At 48.3% G+C, this 19,248-nt stretch carries 18 protein-coding genes; 16 read left to right on the top strand and 2 right to left on the bottom strand.

Annotated elements, in window-relative coordinates; translation table 11 throughout:
• Nucleotides 1-42 precede the first annotated feature (42 nt).
• From D5S11_RS13745 to D5S11_RS13730, 4 genes are all read left to right on the top strand, one after another.
• Nucleotides 43-1,722 (top strand): glycoside hydrolase family 13 protein, encoded by a 1,680-nt coding sequence (locus D5S11_RS13745; protein ID WP_108725179.1) that lies wholly within the window; start codon nt 43-45, stop codon nt 1,720-1,722.
• Nucleotides 1,723-1,907: 185 nt separating this feature from the next.
• A complete protein-coding gene (locus tag D5S11_RS13740) occupies nt 1,908-2,867 on the top strand; it encodes a metal ABC transporter substrate-binding protein (RefSeq protein WP_108725309.1) in 960 nt (319 codons plus the stop codon).
• A 54-nt stretch (nt 2,868-2,921) separates the two neighbouring features.
• A complete protein-coding gene (locus D5S11_RS13735) occupies nt 2,922-3,617 on the top strand; it encodes a metal ABC transporter ATP-binding protein (RefSeq protein WP_003156655.1) in 696 nt (231 codons plus the stop codon).
• Nucleotides 3,575-4,414 carry a metal ABC transporter permease gene (locus D5S11_RS13730; protein ID WP_007409044.1) on the top strand — a complete coding sequence of 280 codons (840 nt, stop codon included), beginning with the start codon at nt 3,575-3,577 and terminating at the stop codon, nt 4,412-4,414. The genes D5S11_RS13735 and D5S11_RS13730 overlap by 43 nt, the downstream gene beginning before the upstream one ends.
• A gap of 44 nt (nt 4,415-4,458) precedes the next feature.
• Here D5S11_RS13730 and D5S11_RS13725 read toward each other — a convergent pair whose 3' ends face one another.
• A complete protein-coding gene (locus D5S11_RS13725) occupies nt 4,459-5,454 on the bottom strand; it encodes an LLM class flavin-dependent oxidoreductase (protein ID WP_029973930.1) in 996 nt (331 codons plus the stop codon).
• Between the two features lie 275 nt (nt 5,455-5,729).
• Between D5S11_RS13725 and D5S11_RS13720 the strand changes: the two genes are divergently transcribed.
• The 10 genes from D5S11_RS13720 to D5S11_RS13675 all read left to right on the top strand — a co-directional run bounded on the left by D5S11_RS13720 (nt 5,730) and on the right by D5S11_RS13675 (nt 15,830).
• Nucleotides 5,730-6,326, top strand: coding sequence for a TerD family protein (locus D5S11_RS13720; RefSeq protein ID WP_015239102.1), 597 nt, complete (start codon nt 5,730-5,732; stop codon nt 6,324-6,326).
• 23 nt (nt 6,327-6,349) lie between these two features.
• Complete coding sequence (locus D5S11_RS13715) at nt 6,350-6,931, top strand: TerD family protein (protein ID WP_003156648.1); 582 nt, start codon at nt 6,350-6,352, stop codon at nt 6,929-6,931.
• A 32-nt stretch (nt 6,932-6,963) separates the two neighbouring features.
• Nucleotides 6,964-7,542 (top strand): TerD family protein, encoded by a 579-nt coding sequence (locus D5S11_RS13710; protein ID WP_038456899.1) that lies wholly within the window; start codon nt 6,964-6,966, stop codon nt 7,540-7,542.
• 38 nt (nt 7,543-7,580) lie between these two features.
• Entirely contained in the window at nt 7,581-8,354 is a 774-nt protein-coding gene (locus tag D5S11_RS13705) for a TerC family protein (RefSeq protein WP_003156644.1), read from the top strand.
• Between the two features lie 72 nt (nt 8,355-8,426).
• Entirely contained in the window at nt 8,427-10,049 is a 1,623-nt protein-coding gene (locus D5S11_RS13700; RefSeq protein ID WP_032867309.1) for a YceG family protein, read from the top strand.
• A gap of 6 nt (nt 10,050-10,055) precedes the next feature.
• Complete coding sequence (locus D5S11_RS13695) at nt 10,056-11,144, top strand: toxic anion resistance protein (protein WP_007409049.1); 1,089 nt, start codon at nt 10,056-10,058, stop codon at nt 11,142-11,144.
• A 115-nt stretch (nt 11,145-11,259) separates the two neighbouring features.
• A complete protein-coding gene (locus D5S11_RS13690) occupies nt 11,260-12,462 on the top strand; it encodes an MFS transporter (RefSeq protein ID WP_020955280.1) in 1,203 nt (400 codons plus the stop codon).
• A gap of 381 nt (nt 12,463-12,843) precedes the next feature.
• Nucleotides 12,844-14,100, top strand: coding sequence for a glycine/proline betaine ABC transporter ATP-binding protein OpuAA (gene opuAA / locus D5S11_RS13685; protein WP_003156640.1), 1,257 nt, complete (start codon nt 12,844-12,846; stop codon nt 14,098-14,100).
• Nucleotides 14,101-14,949, top strand: coding sequence for a glycine/proline betaine ABC transporter permease subunit OpuAB (opuAB, locus tag D5S11_RS13680; RefSeq protein WP_003156639.1), 849 nt, complete (start codon nt 14,101-14,103; stop codon nt 14,947-14,949).
• Nucleotides 14,949-15,830 carry a glycine betaine ABC transporter substrate-binding protein gene (locus tag D5S11_RS13675; RefSeq protein ID WP_007409051.1) on the top strand — a complete coding sequence of 294 codons (882 nt, stop codon included), beginning with the start codon at nt 14,949-14,951 and terminating at the stop codon, nt 15,828-15,830. The genes opuAB and D5S11_RS13675 overlap by 1 nt, the downstream gene beginning before the upstream one ends.
• 34 nt (nt 15,831-15,864) lie before the next feature.
• Here the strand turns inward: D5S11_RS13675 and D5S11_RS13670 are convergent, their stop codons facing one another.
• Complete coding sequence (locus D5S11_RS13670; protein WP_025284193.1) at nt 15,865-16,986, bottom strand: M20 peptidase aminoacylase family protein; 1,122 nt, start codon at nt 16,984-16,986, stop codon at nt 15,865-15,867.
• Nucleotides 16,987-17,119: 133 nt separating this feature from the next.
• Here D5S11_RS13670 and D5S11_RS13665 point away from each other — a divergent pair, with 133 nt between their 5' ends.
• Both D5S11_RS13665 and D5S11_RS13660 read left to right on the top strand, forming a co-directional pair.
• On the top strand, nt 17,120-18,553 hold the full coding sequence (locus D5S11_RS13665) for a YfcC family protein (RefSeq protein WP_038456901.1): 1,434 nt from the start codon (nt 17,120-17,122) through the stop codon (nt 18,551-18,553).
• Nucleotides 18,554-18,644: 91 nt separating this feature from the next.
• The gene (locus D5S11_RS13660; RefSeq protein ID WP_020955284.1) at nt 18,645-19,133 is read left to right on the top strand and encodes a DUF6773 family protein; all 489 of its coding nucleotides are present in this window, start codon (nt 18,645-18,647) and stop codon (nt 19,131-19,133) included.
• Nucleotides 19,134-19,248 lie beyond the last annotated feature (115 nt).

The raw sequence follows: 19,248 nt of genomic DNA, 5'->3' as shown, positions 1-19,248 counted from the left end.
TCATAAAGGAAATGGTTCTCTAAAAAACAGGAGGGCCGCAAGATGGAGAATGACTGGTGGAAAGACGCCGTTGTCTATCAAATCTATCCGCGAAGCTTTCAAGATACGAACGGCGATGGTATAGGCGACCTGCGGGGGATTATCGCGCGTCTCGATTATATAAAAGAACTTGGCGCTGATGTGATATGGATCTGCCCGATTTACCCGTCGCCAAACGTCGATAACGGCTACGATGTGACGGATCATCAAGCGATTATGGAATCTTACGGAACGATGGAGGACTTTCACGATCTGCTTACAGAATGCCGCAGCCGCGGATTAAAGCTTGTGATGGATTTCGTCTTAAATCATACCTCCACGGAGCATCCTTGGTTCAAAGAGGCGGAAATGAATCCGGACAGCAAATACCGCGATTATTATATTTGGCGGCCGGGCACCGCGGACGGCCCGCCGACCGATTGGGTGTCGGATTACGGACAATCCGTCTGGCAGTACGAAGAACATACGGGCGAATATTACCTGCATATGAACGCCGTCAAACAAGCCGATCTGAATTGGGAAAATCCCGAGGTTCGGCAATCAGTATACGAGATGATGAGATTTTGGCTCGATAAAGGCGTGGACGGATTGCGTATAGACCAGCTCCATCTTCTGTCAAAAAAAGAATATTTGCCGCCATATGAAGATTACATCGCCCGCCGGGCCGATCCGAAGCCTTTTCGGCCAAACGGGGCACGGATACATGATTACTTAAAAGAAATGACGAAAGAGGTATTTTCCAAATATAACGTGATGTCGGTCGGCGAGTCCGGATCAGTGACGCCTGAAGAAGGGCTGGTCTACACGGGAACCGATGAGCATGAACTGAATATGATTTTTCATTTTCAGCATATGGAGCTTGATCAAAAGCCGGGCCAAGAGCATTGGGATGTAAAACCGCTTGAGCTGTCCGATTTAAAGAAAGTGCTCACAGATTGGCAGGAAAAACTGGAACATCGAGGCTGGAATACGCTGTATTGGTGCAATCATGACCAGCCCCGGATCGTATCCCGTTTCGGAGACGAAGGCACATACCGCAAAGCATCCGCCAAAATGCTTGCCGCCCTGCTTTATTTCATGAAAGGCACGCCGTACATTTACCAGGGGGAAGAAATCGGCATGACAAACGCTCCGTTTGACAGAATAGAGGATTATCAAGATATTCAGACCATCAATATGTATCATAAAAGGGTATTTGAAATGGGCCGGAACAGGGAAGAAGTCATGGCGTCCATTATGGCGAAAAGCCGGGACCATGCCCGTACACCGATGCAGTGGGACGGCAGCAAGAATGCCGGATTTACGGAGGGCGAACCGTGGCTCGCGGTCAATTCCAATTACAAAACCGTCAATGCGGCCGAGGCTCAGGATGATCCCGATTCTATATTGAACTTTTACAAAAAACTGATCCGCCTGCGAAAACAGTATGCTGATATCATAAAAGGCAGCTACACGCTGCTGCTTCCTGATGACCCGCAGCTGTTCGTGTATGAAAGACAGGCAAACGGACAAAAACTCATGTCCATCAGCAACGTATCGAAAGAAGAAGCCGCTTTTTATTGGCCGGACGGTTCCGAACCTGAAAGGGCCGAGCTGCTTCTCAGCAACTATGATAATGACAGCGGCACGGAATCCCGCATCACATTCCGCCCATACGAAACAAGAGTTTATCTGCTTGCCTGATATGTGATAGGACGCCCCCGTCCATACATGGCGGGGGCTTTTTAGATAAATTGGATATCAATTTAGAAAAAAATATCTTGCAAAACGTAATTACTTCGTTTTATTATGGTATAGGTAACAAATGAACGAGAAAGTACGCTTTGGAAATCGTCATCATTCTGATTTACAGAACAGGGGGAAACGGCTTGTTAAAAAAATGGAGCGGAATCATTGTCATTGCGGCATGCTTTTTAATCGCGGCGGGCTGCGGCAATTCACCTTCAAAAGGTTCGTCAGGTTCTTCAAAAAGCGGCAAACTGCACGTCGTGACGACCTTTTATCCTATGTACGAATTCACGAAACAAATTGTCAAAGACAAAGGCGATGTAGACATTCTCATCCCGTCTTCGGTCGAACCCCATGATTGGGAGCCGACGCCGAAGGATATCGCCGGCATTCAAAACGCCGATCTTTTCGTATACAACAGCGAATATATGGAGACATGGGTTCCTTCAGCGGAAAAAAGCATGGGCTCTGATCATGCGAAGTTTGTAAAGGCGTCGAAAGGAATTGACTTACTCGAAGGTTCGGATGAAGAGGAAGAGGAACATGGACACGGCGGTCATGACCACAGCCACAGCATGGATCCTCACGTGTGGCTCAGCCCGGTTCTTGCGCAAAAAGAGGTCAAAACCATTACGGCGCAGATCGTAAAACAGGACCCGAAGAATAAAGAATACTATGAGAAAAATAGTAAAGAATATATTGCAAAACTGCAGGATCTTGATAAACTATACCGTACAACATTAAATAAAGCGGCGAAAAAAGAATTGATCACACAGCACGCGGCATTCAGCTATCTCGCCAAAGAATACGGCTTAAAACAAGTCGCGATTGCAGGCCTTTCTCCTGAAGAAGAGCCGAGTGCGGCCAAACTGGCGGATCTCAAAACGTTTGCCAAAAAGCATGATGTGAAGATCATCTACTTTGAAGAAGTTGCATCGCCTAAAGTTGCAGATACGCTTGCCGGTGAAATCGGCGCGAAAACGGAAGTGCTCAATACACTGGAAGGTTTAAGCCAAAAAGAACGGGATAAAGGCATCGGGTATATCGACATTATGGAGAAAAACCTTGATGCACTGAAAGATTCGCTATTGGTTAAATAACATAGTGTGCGCCGCGGGGTGCACACTATTTCTATGCGGGAAAGGAAGGTCAGCATGAATCTCGTTACATTACAGGATATCGTTTTTGGTTATTCGCATACACCCGTGCTTGACGGCGTGTCGCTGGAAATCAAAAGCGGCGAATTCGTCGGCATTACAGGACCGAACGGCGCGTCAAAATCGACGCTGATGAAAGTCATGCTCGGCATGCTCAGACCTTGGGAAGGAACGGCCGAGATCAGTAAAAAGAACGCAGCCGGAAAACGCCTGACAATCGGCTATGTTCCGCAGCAGATTTCTTCATTTAACGCAGGATTCCCAAGCACGGTTCTGGAGCTTGTGCAATCAGGCCGTTATACGAAAGGAAAATGGTTTAAACGATTGAACGAAACGGATCACCACGAGGTGGAAAACGCGCTGAAGATGGTGGAAATGTGGGATTTCCGCCACCGGAAAATCGGCGATTTATCCGGCGGACAGAAGCAGAAAATCTGCATTGCGAGAATGCTTGCGAGCAATCCGGATCTGCTGATGCTTGATGAGCCGACAACCGCGGTTGATTATGAAAGCAGACAGGGTTTCTACGAATTTATGCACCATCAGGTGAAAAATCACAACCGCACTGTCGTCATGGTGACACACGAACAAAACGAAGTACAGCAGTATCTGGATAAAGTCATACGGCTTGAAAGGGGGGAAAAAGGCGGATGGAAATGTTTGACTTGGAATTCATGCGACGAGCTTTTCTAGCGGGAAGCATGATCGGAATTATGGCGCCGATATTAGGCGTATATCTCGTGCTGAGAAGACAGGCGCTGATGGCGGATACGCTGTCTCATATTTCATTGTCGGGCGTGGCCATCGGTTTTTTTCTCAGTACCAATATTACGGCGGCGAGCATCGTTGTCGTCACGATCGGAGCGATCGGCATTGAATACATGCGGCGGGCGTACCGTACATATTCCGAGGTATCTATCGCAATCTTAATGGCGGCCGGGCTGTCGTTTGCGATGTTTCTGATCAGCCTGTCAAAAGGCGGCGCGTCGATGAGCATCGATCAATATTTATTTGGATCGCTTGTCACGGTCAGCCAGCAGCAGGTCTATATTATCGGAGGCATTACCCTGCTGATTCTGCTTTATTTCATTATATTAAACAGACCGCTCTATCTGCTTACTTTTGACGAGGCGACGGCGAAGACATCAGGCATTAACACAAACCTGCTGTCAATGTCATTCAGCATCGTGACGGGGCTGGCGATTTCGGTCATTATTCCGATTATCGGCGTGCTGCTCGTTTCCGCGCTCCTCGTACTGCCCGCGGCTTTTGCAATCCGTATTGCCAAAGGGTTTAAATGGGTGTTTGCGGCAGCCATTATTATTTCTCTTTTCAGTGTGTTCATGGGGCTGACGTCTTCGTACCAGCTCGGAACGCCTCCGGGGCCGTCAATCACTTTACTGTTAATCATTCTGCTTCTGCTCGGGTTTACGCTGCAGGGGATTTGGAATGCGTTTAAAAAAGGAAAAGAACGAAAAAACCGCCGTTAAGCGGTGCAGCAGTCTCATCTGCTGCTCCGTTTGACGGCTTTTTTTTACAGAAATATATCAGCAAGACGCTCATATGACTCTTTTTTTGCTTCGAAATCAAAGACGTTGCACAGCACCATCATCTCTTTTGTCTGATACCGCGCAGAAAGTTCAAGCAGACGGCGTTTCACTGCGGCAGGAGAGCCGATCACCATCCGCTTCCTGTTTTCTTCTATCTGTTTACGATCCTCCGGCGAATACGGATAAGCCTTCGCTTCTTCCACACTCGGCACGCGGCTGTCGGCGCCTTTTCCGACACGAAGAAGCCATAAATCCTGGCTTAAGGCGAGTTCTTCCGCTTTCTCATCCGTAGCCGCGCATATGACGAAAATGGCACAGAGCGAGGCGGGAGCGGAAAAATGGGCGGAGGCCCGGAAATGGTCCCGATAGATCTGAAAAGCTTTTTCCCCGCGTTCCGGATTAATGAAATGGCCGAAGACATAGCCCGCACCTTGAAGAGCGGCGCGTCTGGCGCTGTTTTCCCCGAGGCCGAGCACCCAAAGCTGCGGGGCTGTTTCAATCAAAGGCGCTGTTTTTATTCCTGCATAAGCATGGTCCGAGGGAACCGAATCTGTCAGAAAGGATGATAAATCCTGAAGCTGCCTGTTAAACTCGGTCATGCTTTTCTTTACCCCGTCTGTGAGGGCGAGCCGGATTTTCGTCGTGCCGCCCGGTGAGCGTCCGACCCCAAGGTCAATCCGGTTCGGGTGCAGCGCCTCAAGCTGACGGAAAGTTTCCGCGACTTTATAGGGGCTGTACTGCGGCAGCAGCACGCCGCCTGATCCGACACGGATGGACGTTGTGGCTGCGGCGGTATGAGCGATCATAATTTCCGGCGAAACGCTTGCGAGCCCTCTTGTGCCGTGATGCTCGGCAAACCAGTACCGCTTATAGCCCCATCCTTCACTGAGGCGGGCGAGCTCCGCTGAACGGCGGAGCGTCTCGTGCGGCCCGTTTCCTTTGGATACGGGCGCCTGATCAAGTATGCTTAAATCAATCACTCGTCTGCCCCTTTCCTGACATGTATTGATACAAGGATAGGAAAAATGTTCAGTCTTCGTCAATTTCTTTGTTTTCTCTATTTTCTCCGGAACGAAGGAGAATATAGGAAGTAATTTTTCGCCGTTTTTCGCCAAAAATTCTTATGTTTTATGAAACTTTGATATAATAAAAGACGTATATCTTAATAAACACCGGGATTCTTGTCCCGGAATTTAGTAAAAATGCGCACTTGCGGCGTGCTTAGCGGCACCCTTACAGAATAGGAGTGAATCATATGGCGATCTCTTTACAAAAAGGACAGCGGATTGATTTAACAAAAGGAAAAGCCGGCCTGTCAAAACTGCTGGTCGGACTCGGCTGGGACCCTGTATCATCCGGGGGCTTTTTCGGAAAGCTGTTCGGCGGAGGCGGTGCCAATATCGACTGTGACGCTTCCGTACTGATGCTTGAAAATGATAAAATGACAGACAGCAAAAACGTCATCTATTTCGGCAATCTGAAAAGCCGGTGCGGCGGTGTCGTACATACGGGTGACAACCTGACGGGTGAAGGCGACGGCGATGATGAACAAATCCTCATCGATTTGGCGAAAGTGCCCGCTCAGATTAATAAACTTGTGTTTGTCGTCAATATTTACGACTGCGTCAGACGAAAACAGGACTTCGGCATGATTCAAAACGCGTTCATTCGCGTCGTTGATCAGGCTAATCGCGAAGAACTGGTGACTTACAATTTAAGAGATAACTATTCAGGCAGAACGAGCCTGATCGCGGCTGAAATCTACCGCCAGGACGGCGAGTGGAAATTCGCCGCAGTAGGAGAAGGCACAAACGATACAAAAATCGGCGATATCGTTAACCGATACGCCTAAACGATAAAAAGGAGAGTGCACACATGGCAATTTCATTGGCAAAAGGACAAAAAGTAGATTTGACTAAAACAAATCCGGGTCTTTCTAAAGTCGTTGTCGGCCTTGGCTGGGATACAAACAAATACGACGGCGGACATGATTTTGATTTAGATTCCAGCGTCTTTCTATTAAATGAAGCAGGAAGATGCGCGTCGCCTGATGATTTCATTTTCTATAATCAGCTTGAAGGCGGAAACGGCTCTGTCGCACATTCAGGCGACAACCTGACAGGCCAGGGCGAGGGCGATGACGAAAGCGTAAGAGTCAACCTGAGCGCGGTGCCCGCGGCTATTGACAAAATTTCATTCGTCATCACGATTCATGAAGCGGAAGCGCGCGGCCAAAACTTCGGACAAGTTTCCAACGCGTTCGTGCGCATTGTCAATGAAGAGACAAATGAGGAGCTGATCCGCTATGATCTGGCTGAAGATTTCTCAATTGAAACAGCCATTATCGCAGGGGAGCTTTACAGACATAACGGCGAATGGAAATTTTCCGCGATCGGCTCAGGCTACCAAGGCGGACTGGCCCGTATTGCGACAGATTACGGCCTGCAAATCGGCTGAACCATATCACACACAGAAGGGAGAGACGGCACATGGCTATTCAATTGGCGAAAGGACAGCGTGTTGATCTGACAAAAACGAACCCCGGCCTTACAAAAGCGGTGATCGGCTTAGGCTGGGATACGAACAAGTACTCCGGAGGGCATGACTTTGACCTTGACGCGTCGGCTTTTCTTGTCGATGCCCATGACAACTGTGTAAATGATCTTGATTTTGTTTTCTACAATAACCTGGAACACCCAAGCGGGGGTGTCATCCATACGGGAGACAACCGGACGGGCGAGGGCGAGGGAGACGATGAACAAATTATCGTCGACTTCTCAAAAATACCCGCAAATATTGAAAAGATCGGCATCACCGTCACGATTCATGATGCGGAAGCGCGCGGCCAAAATTTCGGACAAGTGTCGAACGCGTTCGTGCGTGTCGTCGATGAAAACACCCAGAATGAACTGCTTCGTTTCGATTTAGGGGAAGACTTCTCGATTGAAACGGCGGTTGTCGTTTGTGAGCTTTACCGCCATGGGGCTGAGTGGAAGTTTAACGCCATCGGCAGCGGGTTTTCCGGCGGTCTGGCATCACTTTGCCGGAATTACGGCTTGCAGGTGTAAGCAGGAAATTACCGTTTTACTAAATAGGAGGAAAAAACTTGGATTTTCTACATCATATTATGTCGACCTACGCTTCCTTTTTTGATTGGAAAATGTGGGGTGAAGTGCTGACTGACCCTGTATCATGGGGGCTGATCGGTTCCTTGGTTCTGCTGGAAGGGCTGCTGTCGGCCGACAATGCGTTAGTGCTTGCGGTGATGGTAAGGCATCTGCCTGAAAAACAGCGGAAGAAAGCATTAACATACGGATTGTTCGGGGCATATATTTTCCGTTTTATCTTTATCGGGATCGGAATGCTGCTCATTAAGTTCTGGTGGATTAAAGTGCTTGGCGCGCTGTACCTGGCTTGGCTCGTCATTAAGCATTTCTGGATCGGAGAAGGTGATGACGATACGGAAGGCATGAAGAAAAATTCATGGATGGTCCGTACGTTCGGAATTTTCTGGGCCACTGTCGTTTCAGTTGAGTTAATGGATTTGGCCTTCTCTGTTGACAGCATTCTGGCCGCGTTTGCGGTATCGGAAAAAGTGTGGGTGCTCTTGATCGGCGGTATGCTTGGCATTCTCATGATGCGTACAGTCGCAAAAGTATTCCTTGTTTTAATTGATAAAATCCCTGAGCTTGAAAATACGGCTTTTGTGCTGATCGGGATTATCGCCGTGAAAATGGCGGCGAGCGCCTTTGATTATGAAATGCCGCACGTGGTGTTCTTCGGAATCATCATCGCTGCGTTTGTGGTAACGTTTATTATCCACTATTTCAACAAACAAAAGCAGGTTCAGGAGCAAACGGCTGCATCTAAAGAAGAATAAAACAAAAAAGGAGGGAGAGTTCATTTCCTTCCTTTTTTGTACCGATCATCATGAAGAGAAAGGAGGAAAATGATGAGGCAGGAAGAATTGGTGATCCGAAAGGCCGAGCCGGAAAACGATGACTGGGAAACGTTTCTGATGCGGCCGCTGCCGGAACGTCCCGGTTACGAGCGGGAAAACGGGCTGGCGTTTACCCGTCTTGCCGTCCGGATTTTGGGTACTCCTTATGATGAGACGGAGTATTACAATAAGCTTTTCGAGCTGTCTTCTCATGAAAACATCCATGTGTTAAGCGAGACGCTGGATAAGACCATCGCGCCGGAAACGTTTCAGGCGCTCCAGCACATCCATTCGGTCAATCAAAAAGAGAAAGGGCTTTCGGTTTCCAGATTTGTCGCGTTTCTCGATGGGGGCAGGCTGCTTGCCAAACACGCTGATCCGCTTATGCACCGCCGGCTGAGAACCGCGTTTATGACGCTTTTGGAAACCTTTGCGGACCGGCATGAAAACGGGCTGAATCATCCCGATTTCCGGCGTGTGCTCTTGGATGTGTCAAAGTTTTCGCTGAACCACCTGAATCCATGGCTCGAACAAGCCGATATAGAGCGTGAGATGCCGAAGGTGGTGTGGTATGGAGACGCTGCCAAAAGCCAGCTCTATTTTCTCTATTATCTCATGCTGATCGGCTGTGACGTCCTATTGTTTCATCCGACTGCGGAAGACCCGTTCAGCTTGATTGATCCGGATGAGGAACTCAGCTTTGTGATAAAGCTCCCCGCAACAGGCGGCCTTGAGCCATTCCCGAAAGAAAAGCCGGACAGAACGTCCACGACGGCCTACCGGTCAACGAAAGAAATTGAGCATGTGCTGAACCATGAGGAATCTATGATGTATAAGCCTTGGCAGTTCAGGGATCATACCCCGCAGTCCGTGACATTAAAAACGACGTATGATGAGTTATTTCTCATTGCGAAGGAGCGGGCGTTTATCCGGCCGCAATTTAAAGCGGACAGGGAGCGGGTGGCCGTTCCGAACCTTTTTGCGAAAGTGATGGGGGTTTCCAAAGATACGAAAGAATATTGGAACAGACTCCATACCGCCGCAGACTATCAGGAGACACACATGATCCGCAGTTTTCCGTTTACGGAAGAGCTGAAAGCCAACTACCAGTATCACTACAGTCAGGTTTTGAACGAAGAAGGAGCGATTGACGCGGACAGGCTGAAAAGAAGCAACATCTGGCAGTACAAGCATCTCCCGTCAGGCGTGCAGAACGCCATCGCCAATGTGATTTCTGACATGTGCAGAAACCCAGGGCTGAAGGCTTTGCCCGGGGAGCAGGCAAGGGATGCCGCAATCTATTTGTTCCGCCAGGCGACGAACCTGCCCGCTTCGCTGCTGCAATTGATTCAGACGTTTGATTACGCCCAAACCGTTCCGAAACTCGTTTTATATCATACGGAACAAAATGGCGAACTTACACGTTCTGACGCCGCCGCTCTATTGTTTTTAAATAAATTCGGCGTCGATATCATCTTGTATAATCCGCCGGGCCATCAAGACATTGAGCATTATATTGAAGAAAGCCAATTTGATGTCCATTGGCTGGAGGACATGGTATTTCGGCAGGAATATAAGGAGCCGTCACTCGTAAGAAAGCTGTTTAGAACCATTACGCAAAAGCAGGGAGAGTAAATAAACATGACAGAAAATCAAAATCCGCTTGTTCTTGATAAAAATGAAGAGATTTCTGAACAAAAAGCAGATGACATCAGGGTGCAGCTGCGCCAAGACCCTGAGGTGCAGCGCATTTCACAGCAGATTGACGTGAAAAACCAAATGGAGCTGCTTGAGTACGGAAAAGAACCGGCAGTTGAAATCTCGAAGTTCTCCGACCGCATCTTAAATATGATGAAAACAACAAGTGTCACGGATTCAGGCACAATGCTGACGCAGCTCGGAAAAATCATGGACCGTTTTGACAAAAATGATTTCGATGAACCAAAAGGATTTCTCGCTAAAATGTTCAAACGCGGCAACAGCATGATTGAAAAGATTTTTCAAAAGTACCGCACCCTGGGCGGAGAAATTGAAAAAATCCACGTCGAAATTTCAAAATACAAAGATGAAATGGCAAAGACGAACCATACGCTTGAAGAGATGTATGAAAACAACATTAACTACTACATGGAGCTTGAAAAGTATGTCGTTGCCGGGCAGATGAAGCTTGAGGAAATGCAGGCGCTCATTCCTTCTTATGAAGAAAAAGCGGCAGGCGGAAACCAGCTTGCGCAAATGCAGCTTGATACGCTGCGTGACGGGCTTCAGGCGCTTGAGGAACGTGTCTATGATTTAGATATGGCGCGGATGGTGGCGCTGCAAACGGCGCCGCAGATCCGCCTCCTTCAGCGCGGAAATACGAAGCTCATCGGGAAAATCAATTCCGCTTTCGTCATTACGATTCCGATTTTCAAAAACGGCATCATTCAGGCTGTCACAGTCAAACGGCAAAAGCTTGTGGCTGATTCAATGAGCGAGCTGGACCGCCGCACGAATGAAATGCTGAAGCGAAACGCTGAAAATATCTCAAATCAAAGCGTGGAAATTGCCCGTATGGCAGGCCGTCCGAGCATTGACATTGAGACGATTGAAACGTCTTGGAATACGATTGTCAGCGGTATGCAGGAAACGAAACAGATCGAGGAAGAGAACAGACGTATCAGAGAAGACGGCGCGAAACGGATTCAACAGCTTCAGGATAATATTAAAACCGCAGTCTTAAAGAATTAACATACACCCCGCTTGCTTACGGCAAGCGGGATTTTTTTGTGAAAAAAGATAATGACAATGTGTAAAGACAGGTGTAAACTTATACGGTAATCATTTTCGATTTGAGGTGCTGCTTATGAATAAACAACCTGCCGTCACTCCGCGAAAACTTCTGGCGATTGCCGGAATGGGCTGGCTGTTTGATGCGATGGATGTCGGAATTTTATCGTTTATTATCGCCGCGCTTCACACTGATTGGAATTTAACACCCGATCAAATGAAATGGATCGGAAGCGTCAATTCCATCGGTATGGCAGCGGGCGCCTTTGTATTCGGAATGCTGGCCGACAGGATCGGCCGGAAAAAAGTGTTTATGATCACGCTGTTATTCTTTTCTGTCGGAAGCGGCATATCCGCTTTCGCAACGGGATTGACGGTTTTTCTCATATTGCGTTTTCTGATCGGAATGGGGCTTGGCGGGGAACTGCCTGTCGCCTCGACGCTCGTGTCAGAAGCGTCCCCTCCCGAAAAGCGGGGACGGATCATCGTGCTGCTTGAGAGCTTTTGGGCCGCGGGCTGGCTTCTTGCGGCGGTGATTTCCTACTTTGTCATACCGTCATTCGGCTGGCAGGCCGCGCTGCTCTTAACGGCGCTGGCCGCATTTTATGCGCTGTACTTGCGGAGAAGCCTTCCGGAATCACCGGCGCATCAGGCATTGCCGCAGAAAAAAAGCATACGCGGGCAGGCGGGAAGTGTCTGGACGAAACCGTATATCCGGCCGACGGTGCTGCTGTCTGTCGTTTGGTTCTGCGTCGTCTTTTCTTATTACGGCATGTTTTTATGGCTGCCGAGCGTGATGCTGATGAAAGGCTACAGCATGATTGAGAGCTTCGAATACGTCCTTCTGATGACGCTTGCCCAGCTTCCCGGATATTTCTCAGCGGCGTGGCTGATCGAAAAAGCGGGGCGGAAGACCATCTTAGTCATCTATTTGCTCGGAACGGCGGGCAGCGCTTATTTCTTCGGTGCCGCGGATTCATTGGGCATGCTGCTCACGGCCGGCATGCTGCTGTCCTTCTTCAATCTCGGCGCATGGGGCGTGCTTTACGCCTATACACCGGAGCAGTACCCTGCAGCGATCCGCGCGACCGGTTCCGGAACAACCGCGGCCGTCGGCAGAATCGGCGGCATTTTCGGTCCGCTTCTCGTCGGATCGCTTGCAGCCCGGAACGTTTCGTTTACAGTGATTTTCGCCGTCTTTTGTGCGGCCATCCTGATTGCTGTCATCACCATTATTATTCTCGGAAAAGAAACGAAACAGACAGAGCTTGCGCAATGAGCACCCTTTTGGGGTGCTTTTTTTAGTGAGCTGTCTGTTGGCAGACCTATATTTTTCCTTAATATTCCTTATTTTCAGGAGGCGAAAACTTCTTTTTCCGGGACAATGTCGCAAAAAAATTCTTGTTTTTGTAAAAAAAGGATAGGAAATCAGTTTGCAGCACATTCGATGGAAACGTTCTCAAGCCTGATAAAAGCCCGGTTTCCTTTATAATTTATCCTCAATAAGGAGGATTAGAGAGTATTTAGAAGCATACCAGAGGAAAATAAGACACAGGGATGTTTTTAAAGTAATGATACAAAATAAACGGGATTATGATGTTTGTTTGACTTATTACAAACGTGTTACGGTATTAAAGATTGCTTATTATGGAGGGAAAATATGAATTTGGATGAGAAACCAATTAAGATAAAAGTCGAAAATGTATCTAAGGTTTTCGGAAAACAGACAAAAAAAGCCATTCAGATGCTGTCCAGCGGAAAAAACAAAAAAGAGATCCTGAAAGCAACCGGATCAACCGTTGGTGTCAATCAAGCAAACTTTGATGTATATGATGGGGAGATATTTGTCATCATGGGTCTATCGGGGAGCGGTAAATCAACTTTAGTTCGGCTGTTAAACCGGCTTATTGAACCGACTGCCGGGAATATTTATATTGATGGTGACATGATAACAAATATGTCAAAAGACCAGCTCCGGGAAGTGCGCCGGAAAAAAATCAGCATGGTCTTTCAAAAATTTGCACTGTTTCCGCACAGAACGATTCTTGAAAATACGGAATACGGCCTGGAGCTTCAAGGCGTCGACAAAAAAGAGCGTGAGCAAAAAGCGCTTGATTCGCTTAAACTTGTCGGTCTTGAAGGCTTTGAACACCAATTCCCTGATCAGCTCAGCGGAGGAATGCAGCAGCGTGTCGGACTTGCGCGCGCATTGACGAATGATCCTGACATTCTTCTGATGGATGAAGCTTTCAGTGCGCTTGATCCGCTGATCCGCAAAGACATGCAGGATGAGCTTTTAGACCTTCATGACTCTGTCGGCAAGACGATCATCTTCATCACGCATGATCTTGATGAAGCATTGCGCATCGGCGACAGAATCGTGCTGATGAAAGACGGTAACATCGTTCAGATCGGGACGCCTGAAGAAATTCTGATGAGCCCGTCCAATGAATACGTTGAGAAATTCGTTGAGGACGTTGATTTATCCAAAGTTCTGACAGCGGGCCACATCATGAAGCGCGCTGAAACCGTGCGAATTGACAAAGGGCCTCGTGTAGCGCTGCAGCTCATGAAGAATCTCGGTATTTCTTCTATTTACGCCGTTGATAAACAGAAACAGCTTCTCGGCGTCATTCACGCGGCGGATGCGAAAAAAGCGGTGGAATCCGACTTATCGCTTCAGGATATTTTAAATACTGAATTTACGACTGTGCATGAAAGCACATACTTGACGGAAATTTTCGATGTCGTGTCTGATGCGAATATTCCGATCGCCGTCACGGATGATAAGGACCGCATGAAAGGCATTGTCGTAAAAGGCGCATTAATCGGCGCGCTTTCAGGAAATAACGATTATATAAATGTTGAAGATTCTGCTGAACAAGCTCAGGATTCTTCTGTTCAGGGGGTGAAGTAAATGGACAGATTGCCTAGAATTCCGTTAGCAGATATCGTTGACCGGTTTGTTGACTGGCTTACCATGACGTTCGGAGGTTTCTTTGACGGAATCTCAAACGGTTTGGCCGCTTTCGTAAACGCGATTGTGAGCGGTTTGGGTTTCATCCCGTCTATTTTATTGACTGTTATTTTTGCAGCTCTCGCTTGGTGGATCAGTACGAGAGGAATTGCACTCTTTACGTTAATCGGATTCCTTGTTATTGATTATTTGGGCTATTGGTCGCCGATGCTGCAAACGTTGGCGCTTGTCGTCACATCTGTTTTGATTTCCATTATTATCGGGGTTCCGATCGGCATATGGGCGTCTCAGAAAGAAACGGTCCGCCGCATTGTTACACCGATTCTGGATTTAATGCAGACCATGCCGGCTTTCGTATATCTGCTGCCTGCAATTTTCTTCTTTAATATCGGGGTTGTGCCAGGCGTCGTGGCATCTGTTATTTTCGCAATGCCTCCGACGATCCGCATGACGGTTCTCGGTATTAAACAAGTTCCGGCTGATTTGATTGAAGCGACGGAAGCATTCGGTTCAACGACGTCTCAGCGTCTGTTCAAGGTTCAGCTTCCGCTTGCCACAAAAACAATTCTTGCCGGTATTAACCAAAGCATCATGCTTGCTTTATCAATGGTCGTTATCGCGGCCATGGTTGGTGCGCCGGGTCTCGGTTCTGAAGTATACAGCGCCGTGACACAGTTGAAAACCGGTGTCGGAGTGGAAGCGGGTATCGCGATCGTTATCGTAGCGATTACACTCGACCGTATCACGCAAAACATTAAAGTGAAGAAGAAGAGCAGGGGGAATGCCTGATGCTTAAGAAAATCATCGGTGTCGGCGTTACCGCTGCGCTGGCTCTTTCTTTGGCTGCCTGCGGTTCGCAGACTGATGGTAAGGCAACGGCTGCGGACCAGGTGAACAAAACCATTATCGGTATTGATCCGGGATCGGGAATCATGGCCCTGACGGATGAGGCCGTGAAGGATTACGGATTGAAAGACTGGAATGTCGTCACGGCGTCAAGTGCTGCCATGACGGCGACATTGAAGAAATCATATGACCGGAAAAAGCCGATCATCGTAACGGGCTGGACGCCGCACTGGATGTTCTCCAGATACAAGCTGAAGTTCCTTGATGATCCGAAAAAAACGTACGGAACTGCCGAGCAGATTCATACGATTACAAGAACCGGCTTCAGTAAGGAACAGCCTAACGCGGCCAAAGTTCTCAGCCAGTTCAAATGGACGCAGGACGATATGGGAGAAGTCATGATTGCCGTTGAGGAAGGCGAAAAGCCGGCCAAAGCCGCAGCTGAATATGTGAAAAAACACAAAGACCAAGTGGCTCAATGGACAAAAGGCGCCCATAAAGTTAAAGGGGATAAAATCAACCTGGCTTATGTGGCGTGGGACAGTGAAATCGCAAGTACGAATGTAATCGGAAAAGTATTTCAAGACCTCGGCTATGACGTGAAGCTGACGCAAGTGGAGGCGGGACCGATGTGGACTGCGATTGCGACAGGCAGCGCGGATGCGTCATTGTCTGCTTGGCTTCCGAATACCCATAAGGCATATGCGTCTAAATATAAAGGCAAATATGAAGATGTAGGAACGAGTCTGACAGGCGTCAAGATGGGTCTGGTCGTTCCTCAGTATATGAAAAACGTCAATTCAATTGAAGATTTGAAGAAATAACGAAGAAAAGCAGCCCTGTAACGGGCTGCTTTTTTTATGCTTCAAACGATTTGAGGACGGCAGCCGTTAATATCTCAATGCCTGTAAAGATGGCGCTTCGGTCAAATGTCATTTGGGGATGGTGAAGCCCCGGCTCCAGACCGCATCCTAGGCCGAGCATCGTCGTTTTTAAGTTCGGCACCTTTAACCCGTAAAAATGAAAATCCTCTCCTCCGGTTGTCACAAGAGGTTCATCCACATGTTCTTCTCCGAGAATGCCGCTTATCGCAGATGCCATGATGGCTTCCGCCTCTTTGTTTCGCTCGGCTGCCGGGAGGCTGTGTTCTTTTTGCAGTTCGATTTTTGCGCCGAATGCGGCAGCCGCCGCCTCACAGGCTCTTTCGGTTTCGGCGGTTAATTTCTCCATGGCGGCATTGGTTTGTGCGCGGAGATCAAGGCTGAACGATGCTTTTCCCGGAATGATATTGGAACTCTCACCGCCTGCCTGAAGCTTTGTCATCTTCACGGAATGCGGGATGCCGGGATCAAGATGAATGAAGCTGAGTTTTTGGACGAGAAGAGCGGCGATTTCGATACTGTTAAGGCCGAGATGCGGTCTCGCGCCGTGGGCTTCTTCTCCGATAATCAGGCCTTCTATATGCTGGCTTGAGCCATGCAGAATGGACGGTGCGCATCGGCCGTTTGCCGTTTCCTGTACGGGGCGCACGTGCACGCCGTATAAGAAATCAACATCATCCAGTACGCCTTTTTCAATCATTTTCAGCGCTCCGCCGCCTTTTTCTTCAGCCGGCTGAAAAATAAAGCGGATGGTGCCCTTCGGAAGTTTCGGCTGACTCTTTAAAAGCATCATCGTGCCGAGCGCCATCGTCATATGTGAATCATGTCCGCATGAATGGTTCGCCTGAAAGACACCGTCCACTTCCTGCCACAGCGCGTCAATATCCGCCCGGACAGCCACAACAGGCGAGCCTTCTCCGATTTCGCCGACAACACCGGTACAATCATCAAACGTGCGGGTTCGGCAGCCGGCCTCTTTCAGTTTTTCAGTCAGATATTCAGTTGTTTGATATTCTTTCCAGCTTACTTCGGGATTGGCGTGCAGGTGGTCAAAAATATCCATAATGACTTGCTTTTCATGCGCTGTGAGTCTGTTCATGCCGTAAGTCCTCCTTCAAAAGCTGTCTGTTTTTTATTTTTGATATTGAAAACAGGCAATCGGTCTGTATATAATATAGCACATATCTGTATTTTCTGAATAGTTTATAAATTTAAAGCGGGATGGTGATGTTATGGCTGTGCCGAAGGCCGAACCTGTATTGAAAAAGAAGAAATTGTTTGTGATGCCTGATGCTTATGTGCTGCTGTTCATTGTCGCTTTACTATGCGCGATAGCGTCGTACATCGTTCCCGCGGGGGAATTTGACAGGGTGACAAAGGGCAGTGTGACGTCCGCCGTCCCGGGAAGCTATCATTCTTTAGACCAGTCTCCTGTCAGCCCGATCGCTTTTTTTACCGCGATTCAGGAAGGGATGACAAGTTCCGCGCCGATTATTTTTTTAATCCTGTTTACGGGCGGCACCATTGCGATTTTGGAGAAAACGGGCGCCATCAATGGATTGATCAGTAATGTCATCAGTACGTTCCGCACAAAACAGCTGCTGTTTATTGCGATTGTCGGATCTCTATTTTCGATCCTCGGCACAACCGGCATCGTCGTTAATTCCGTGATCGGTTTTATTCCGATCGGCCTGATCGTCGCCCGCTCGCTGAAATGGGACGCCGTGGCCGGAGCGGCCGTCATTTATATCGGCTGCTATGCCGGGTTTAACGCGACGATTTTATCACCTTCACCGCTCGGGTTATCACAAAGCATCGCGGAGCTGCCGCTGTTTTCCGGTATCGGCCTGCGGATTGCCGTCTACATTTGTTTTCTGTTATCATCTATTTTATATATTTATCGGTATACGAGAAAACTCAGAAAAGCAAAGGACGCCAGTCTGCTGGGGAACGATTGGTTTCCGGCGGCAGGTTCATTCCCGCAGGTTTCTGAGCCGGAGGACAAGCATGTCCCGTTTACCGTCCGCCATAAATTGATTCTGGCTGTTGCGGCTTTGTCGCTTGCCGGCTTTTTATACGGCGCGCTTACTCTTGGCTGGTCTGATTCAGAGATGGCCGCCGTGTTCATTTTTATCTCAATCGTGTCAGGCCTGATTGCGGGAATGGCGGCAAATGATATCGCAAAAACGTTTATTACAGGCTGTCAGGGGCTCGTTTACGGTGCGCTGATCGTCGGAATGGCGAGAAGCATTTCCGTTATCCTGGAACATGGAAAGCTGCTTGATACGGTAGTCAATGGACTTGCGTCACTGCTGCACGGTTTCAGCCCGATGGCAGGCGCCATCGGAATGTATATTTCCAGCGCTCTGCTTCATTTTCTGATTTCATCGGGCTCAGGGGAGGCGGTCGTATTTATTCCGATCTTGGCGCCGCTTGCCGATCTGATGGGCATCACGAGACAGGTCGCGGTTGAAGCGGTCATGCTCGGAGAAGGCGTCGTAAACTGTGTCAATCCGACTTCCGGCGTGCTGATGGCCGTACTGGCTGCCAGCGGCATTCCGTACGTAAAGTGGCTTCGCTTCATGATTCCACTGGCGCTGATTTGGTTTGTCATCGGTCTCGTGTTTATCTGCATAGGCGTCCTGATCAATTGGGGTCCTTATTAACATTTTTGTCAATGATATTTCGGTTTATCATTATGAATCGGCAAGATATAATGGGAGTTGTAAGCCATTCTTAATAGTACGGGAGGAAGTCATGAATCAGCGTCGGAACGGACTTTCAAACGTGAATGGAAAGAGTGAGAGTGTGAAAGAGAAAGAACGAATGATTTGGTCAGAAGTCGGAATGCTTGTGGGCACACTGTCTTTGCTTGACATCATCGTACGCGGACTTGTTCTGAACTGTCCGTTTAGGGAATGGGCCGGTAGCTTGGCGGTTTTCTTCATTATAATTGTTTATTATTGCATCAGGGCGGGAGCGTCGGGAATGCTCATGCCGAGAATAGACACCAAAGAAGAACTGCAAAAGCGGGTGAAGCAGCAGCGGATAGATTCAATTGCGGTCACTTTTGCGGCAGCGGCGATTACGATGTACGACAGGGGGTTTCCCCATACATTCTTTGCTTGGCTGAAAATGATCTTTCTTTTTATCGTCTGCGGAGGCATTCTGTTTCTGCTTCGGTATGTCATTGTGAAGCTGTCTTACAGAAGAGCGATAAAAGAAATAAAAAAGAAATCATCTTGACAGGTGGTTTCTTTTTTTGTTTGAAAGCGGGAAGTCTTTTTAATTGATAGGAATATAGATTTGAATTCACTCTGTCACGTTGCTTTGATAGAGAGTGTGTGATAAGTTGAAATGT

Source organism: Bacillus sp. L75 (assembly GCF_003676355.1).
GTDB lineage: Bacteria > Bacillota > Bacilli > Bacillales > Bacillaceae > Bacillus > Bacillus velezensis.
The sequence above is the reverse complement of the archived record's forward strand: the minus strand, read 5'-3'. Positions and strand labels throughout refer to the sequence as shown.

What these genes read in the sequence shown, in the direction of transcription:
- D5S11_RS13670 (WP_025284193.1), bottom strand. Translation starts at nt 16,986, where the DNA reads ATGAACAGACTCACAGCGCATGAAAAGCAAGTCATTATGGATATTTTT.
- D5S11_RS13735 (WP_003156655.1), top strand. Translation starts at nt 2,922, where the DNA reads ATGAATCTCGTTACATTACAGGATATCGTTTTTGGTTATTCGCATACA.
- D5S11_RS13745 (WP_108725179.1), top strand. Translation starts at nt 43, where the DNA reads ATGGAGAATGACTGGTGGAAAGACGCCGTTGTCTATCAAATCTATCCG.
- D5S11_RS13660 (WP_020955284.1), top strand. Translation starts at nt 18,645, where the DNA reads ATGAATCAGCGTCGGAACGGACTTTCAAACGTGAATGGAAAGAGTGAG.
- D5S11_RS13720 (WP_015239102.1), top strand. Translation starts at nt 5,730, where the DNA reads ATGGCGATCTCTTTACAAAAAGGACAGCGGATTGATTTAACAAAAGGA.
- D5S11_RS13730 (WP_007409044.1), top strand. Translation starts at nt 3,575, where the DNA reads ATGGAAATGTTTGACTTGGAATTCATGCGACGAGCTTTTCTAGCGGGA.
- D5S11_RS13700 (WP_032867309.1), top strand. Translation starts at nt 8,427, where the DNA reads ATGAGGCAGGAAGAATTGGTGATCCGAAAGGCCGAGCCGGAAAACGAT.
- opuAB (WP_003156639.1), top strand. Translation starts at nt 14,101, where the DNA reads ATGGACAGATTGCCTAGAATTCCGTTAGCAGATATCGTTGACCGGTTT.
- D5S11_RS13710 (WP_038456899.1), top strand. Translation starts at nt 6,964, where the DNA reads ATGGCTATTCAATTGGCGAAAGGACAGCGTGTTGATCTGACAAAAACG.
- D5S11_RS13715 (WP_003156648.1), top strand. Translation starts at nt 6,350, where the DNA reads ATGGCAATTTCATTGGCAAAAGGACAAAAAGTAGATTTGACTAAAACA.
- opuAA (WP_003156640.1), top strand. Translation starts at nt 12,844, where the DNA reads ATGAATTTGGATGAGAAACCAATTAAGATAAAAGTCGAAAATGTATCT.
- D5S11_RS13665 (WP_038456901.1), top strand. Translation starts at nt 17,120, where the DNA reads ATGGCTGTGCCGAAGGCCGAACCTGTATTGAAAAAGAAGAAATTGTTT.
- D5S11_RS13690 (WP_020955280.1), top strand. Translation starts at nt 11,260, where the DNA reads ATGAATAAACAACCTGCCGTCACTCCGCGAAAACTTCTGGCGATTGCC.
- D5S11_RS13675 (WP_007409051.1), top strand. Translation starts at nt 14,949, where the DNA reads ATGCTTAAGAAAATCATCGGTGTCGGCGTTACCGCTGCGCTGGCTCTT.
- D5S11_RS13695 (WP_007409049.1), top strand. Translation starts at nt 10,056, where the DNA reads ATGACAGAAAATCAAAATCCGCTTGTTCTTGATAAAAATGAAGAGATT.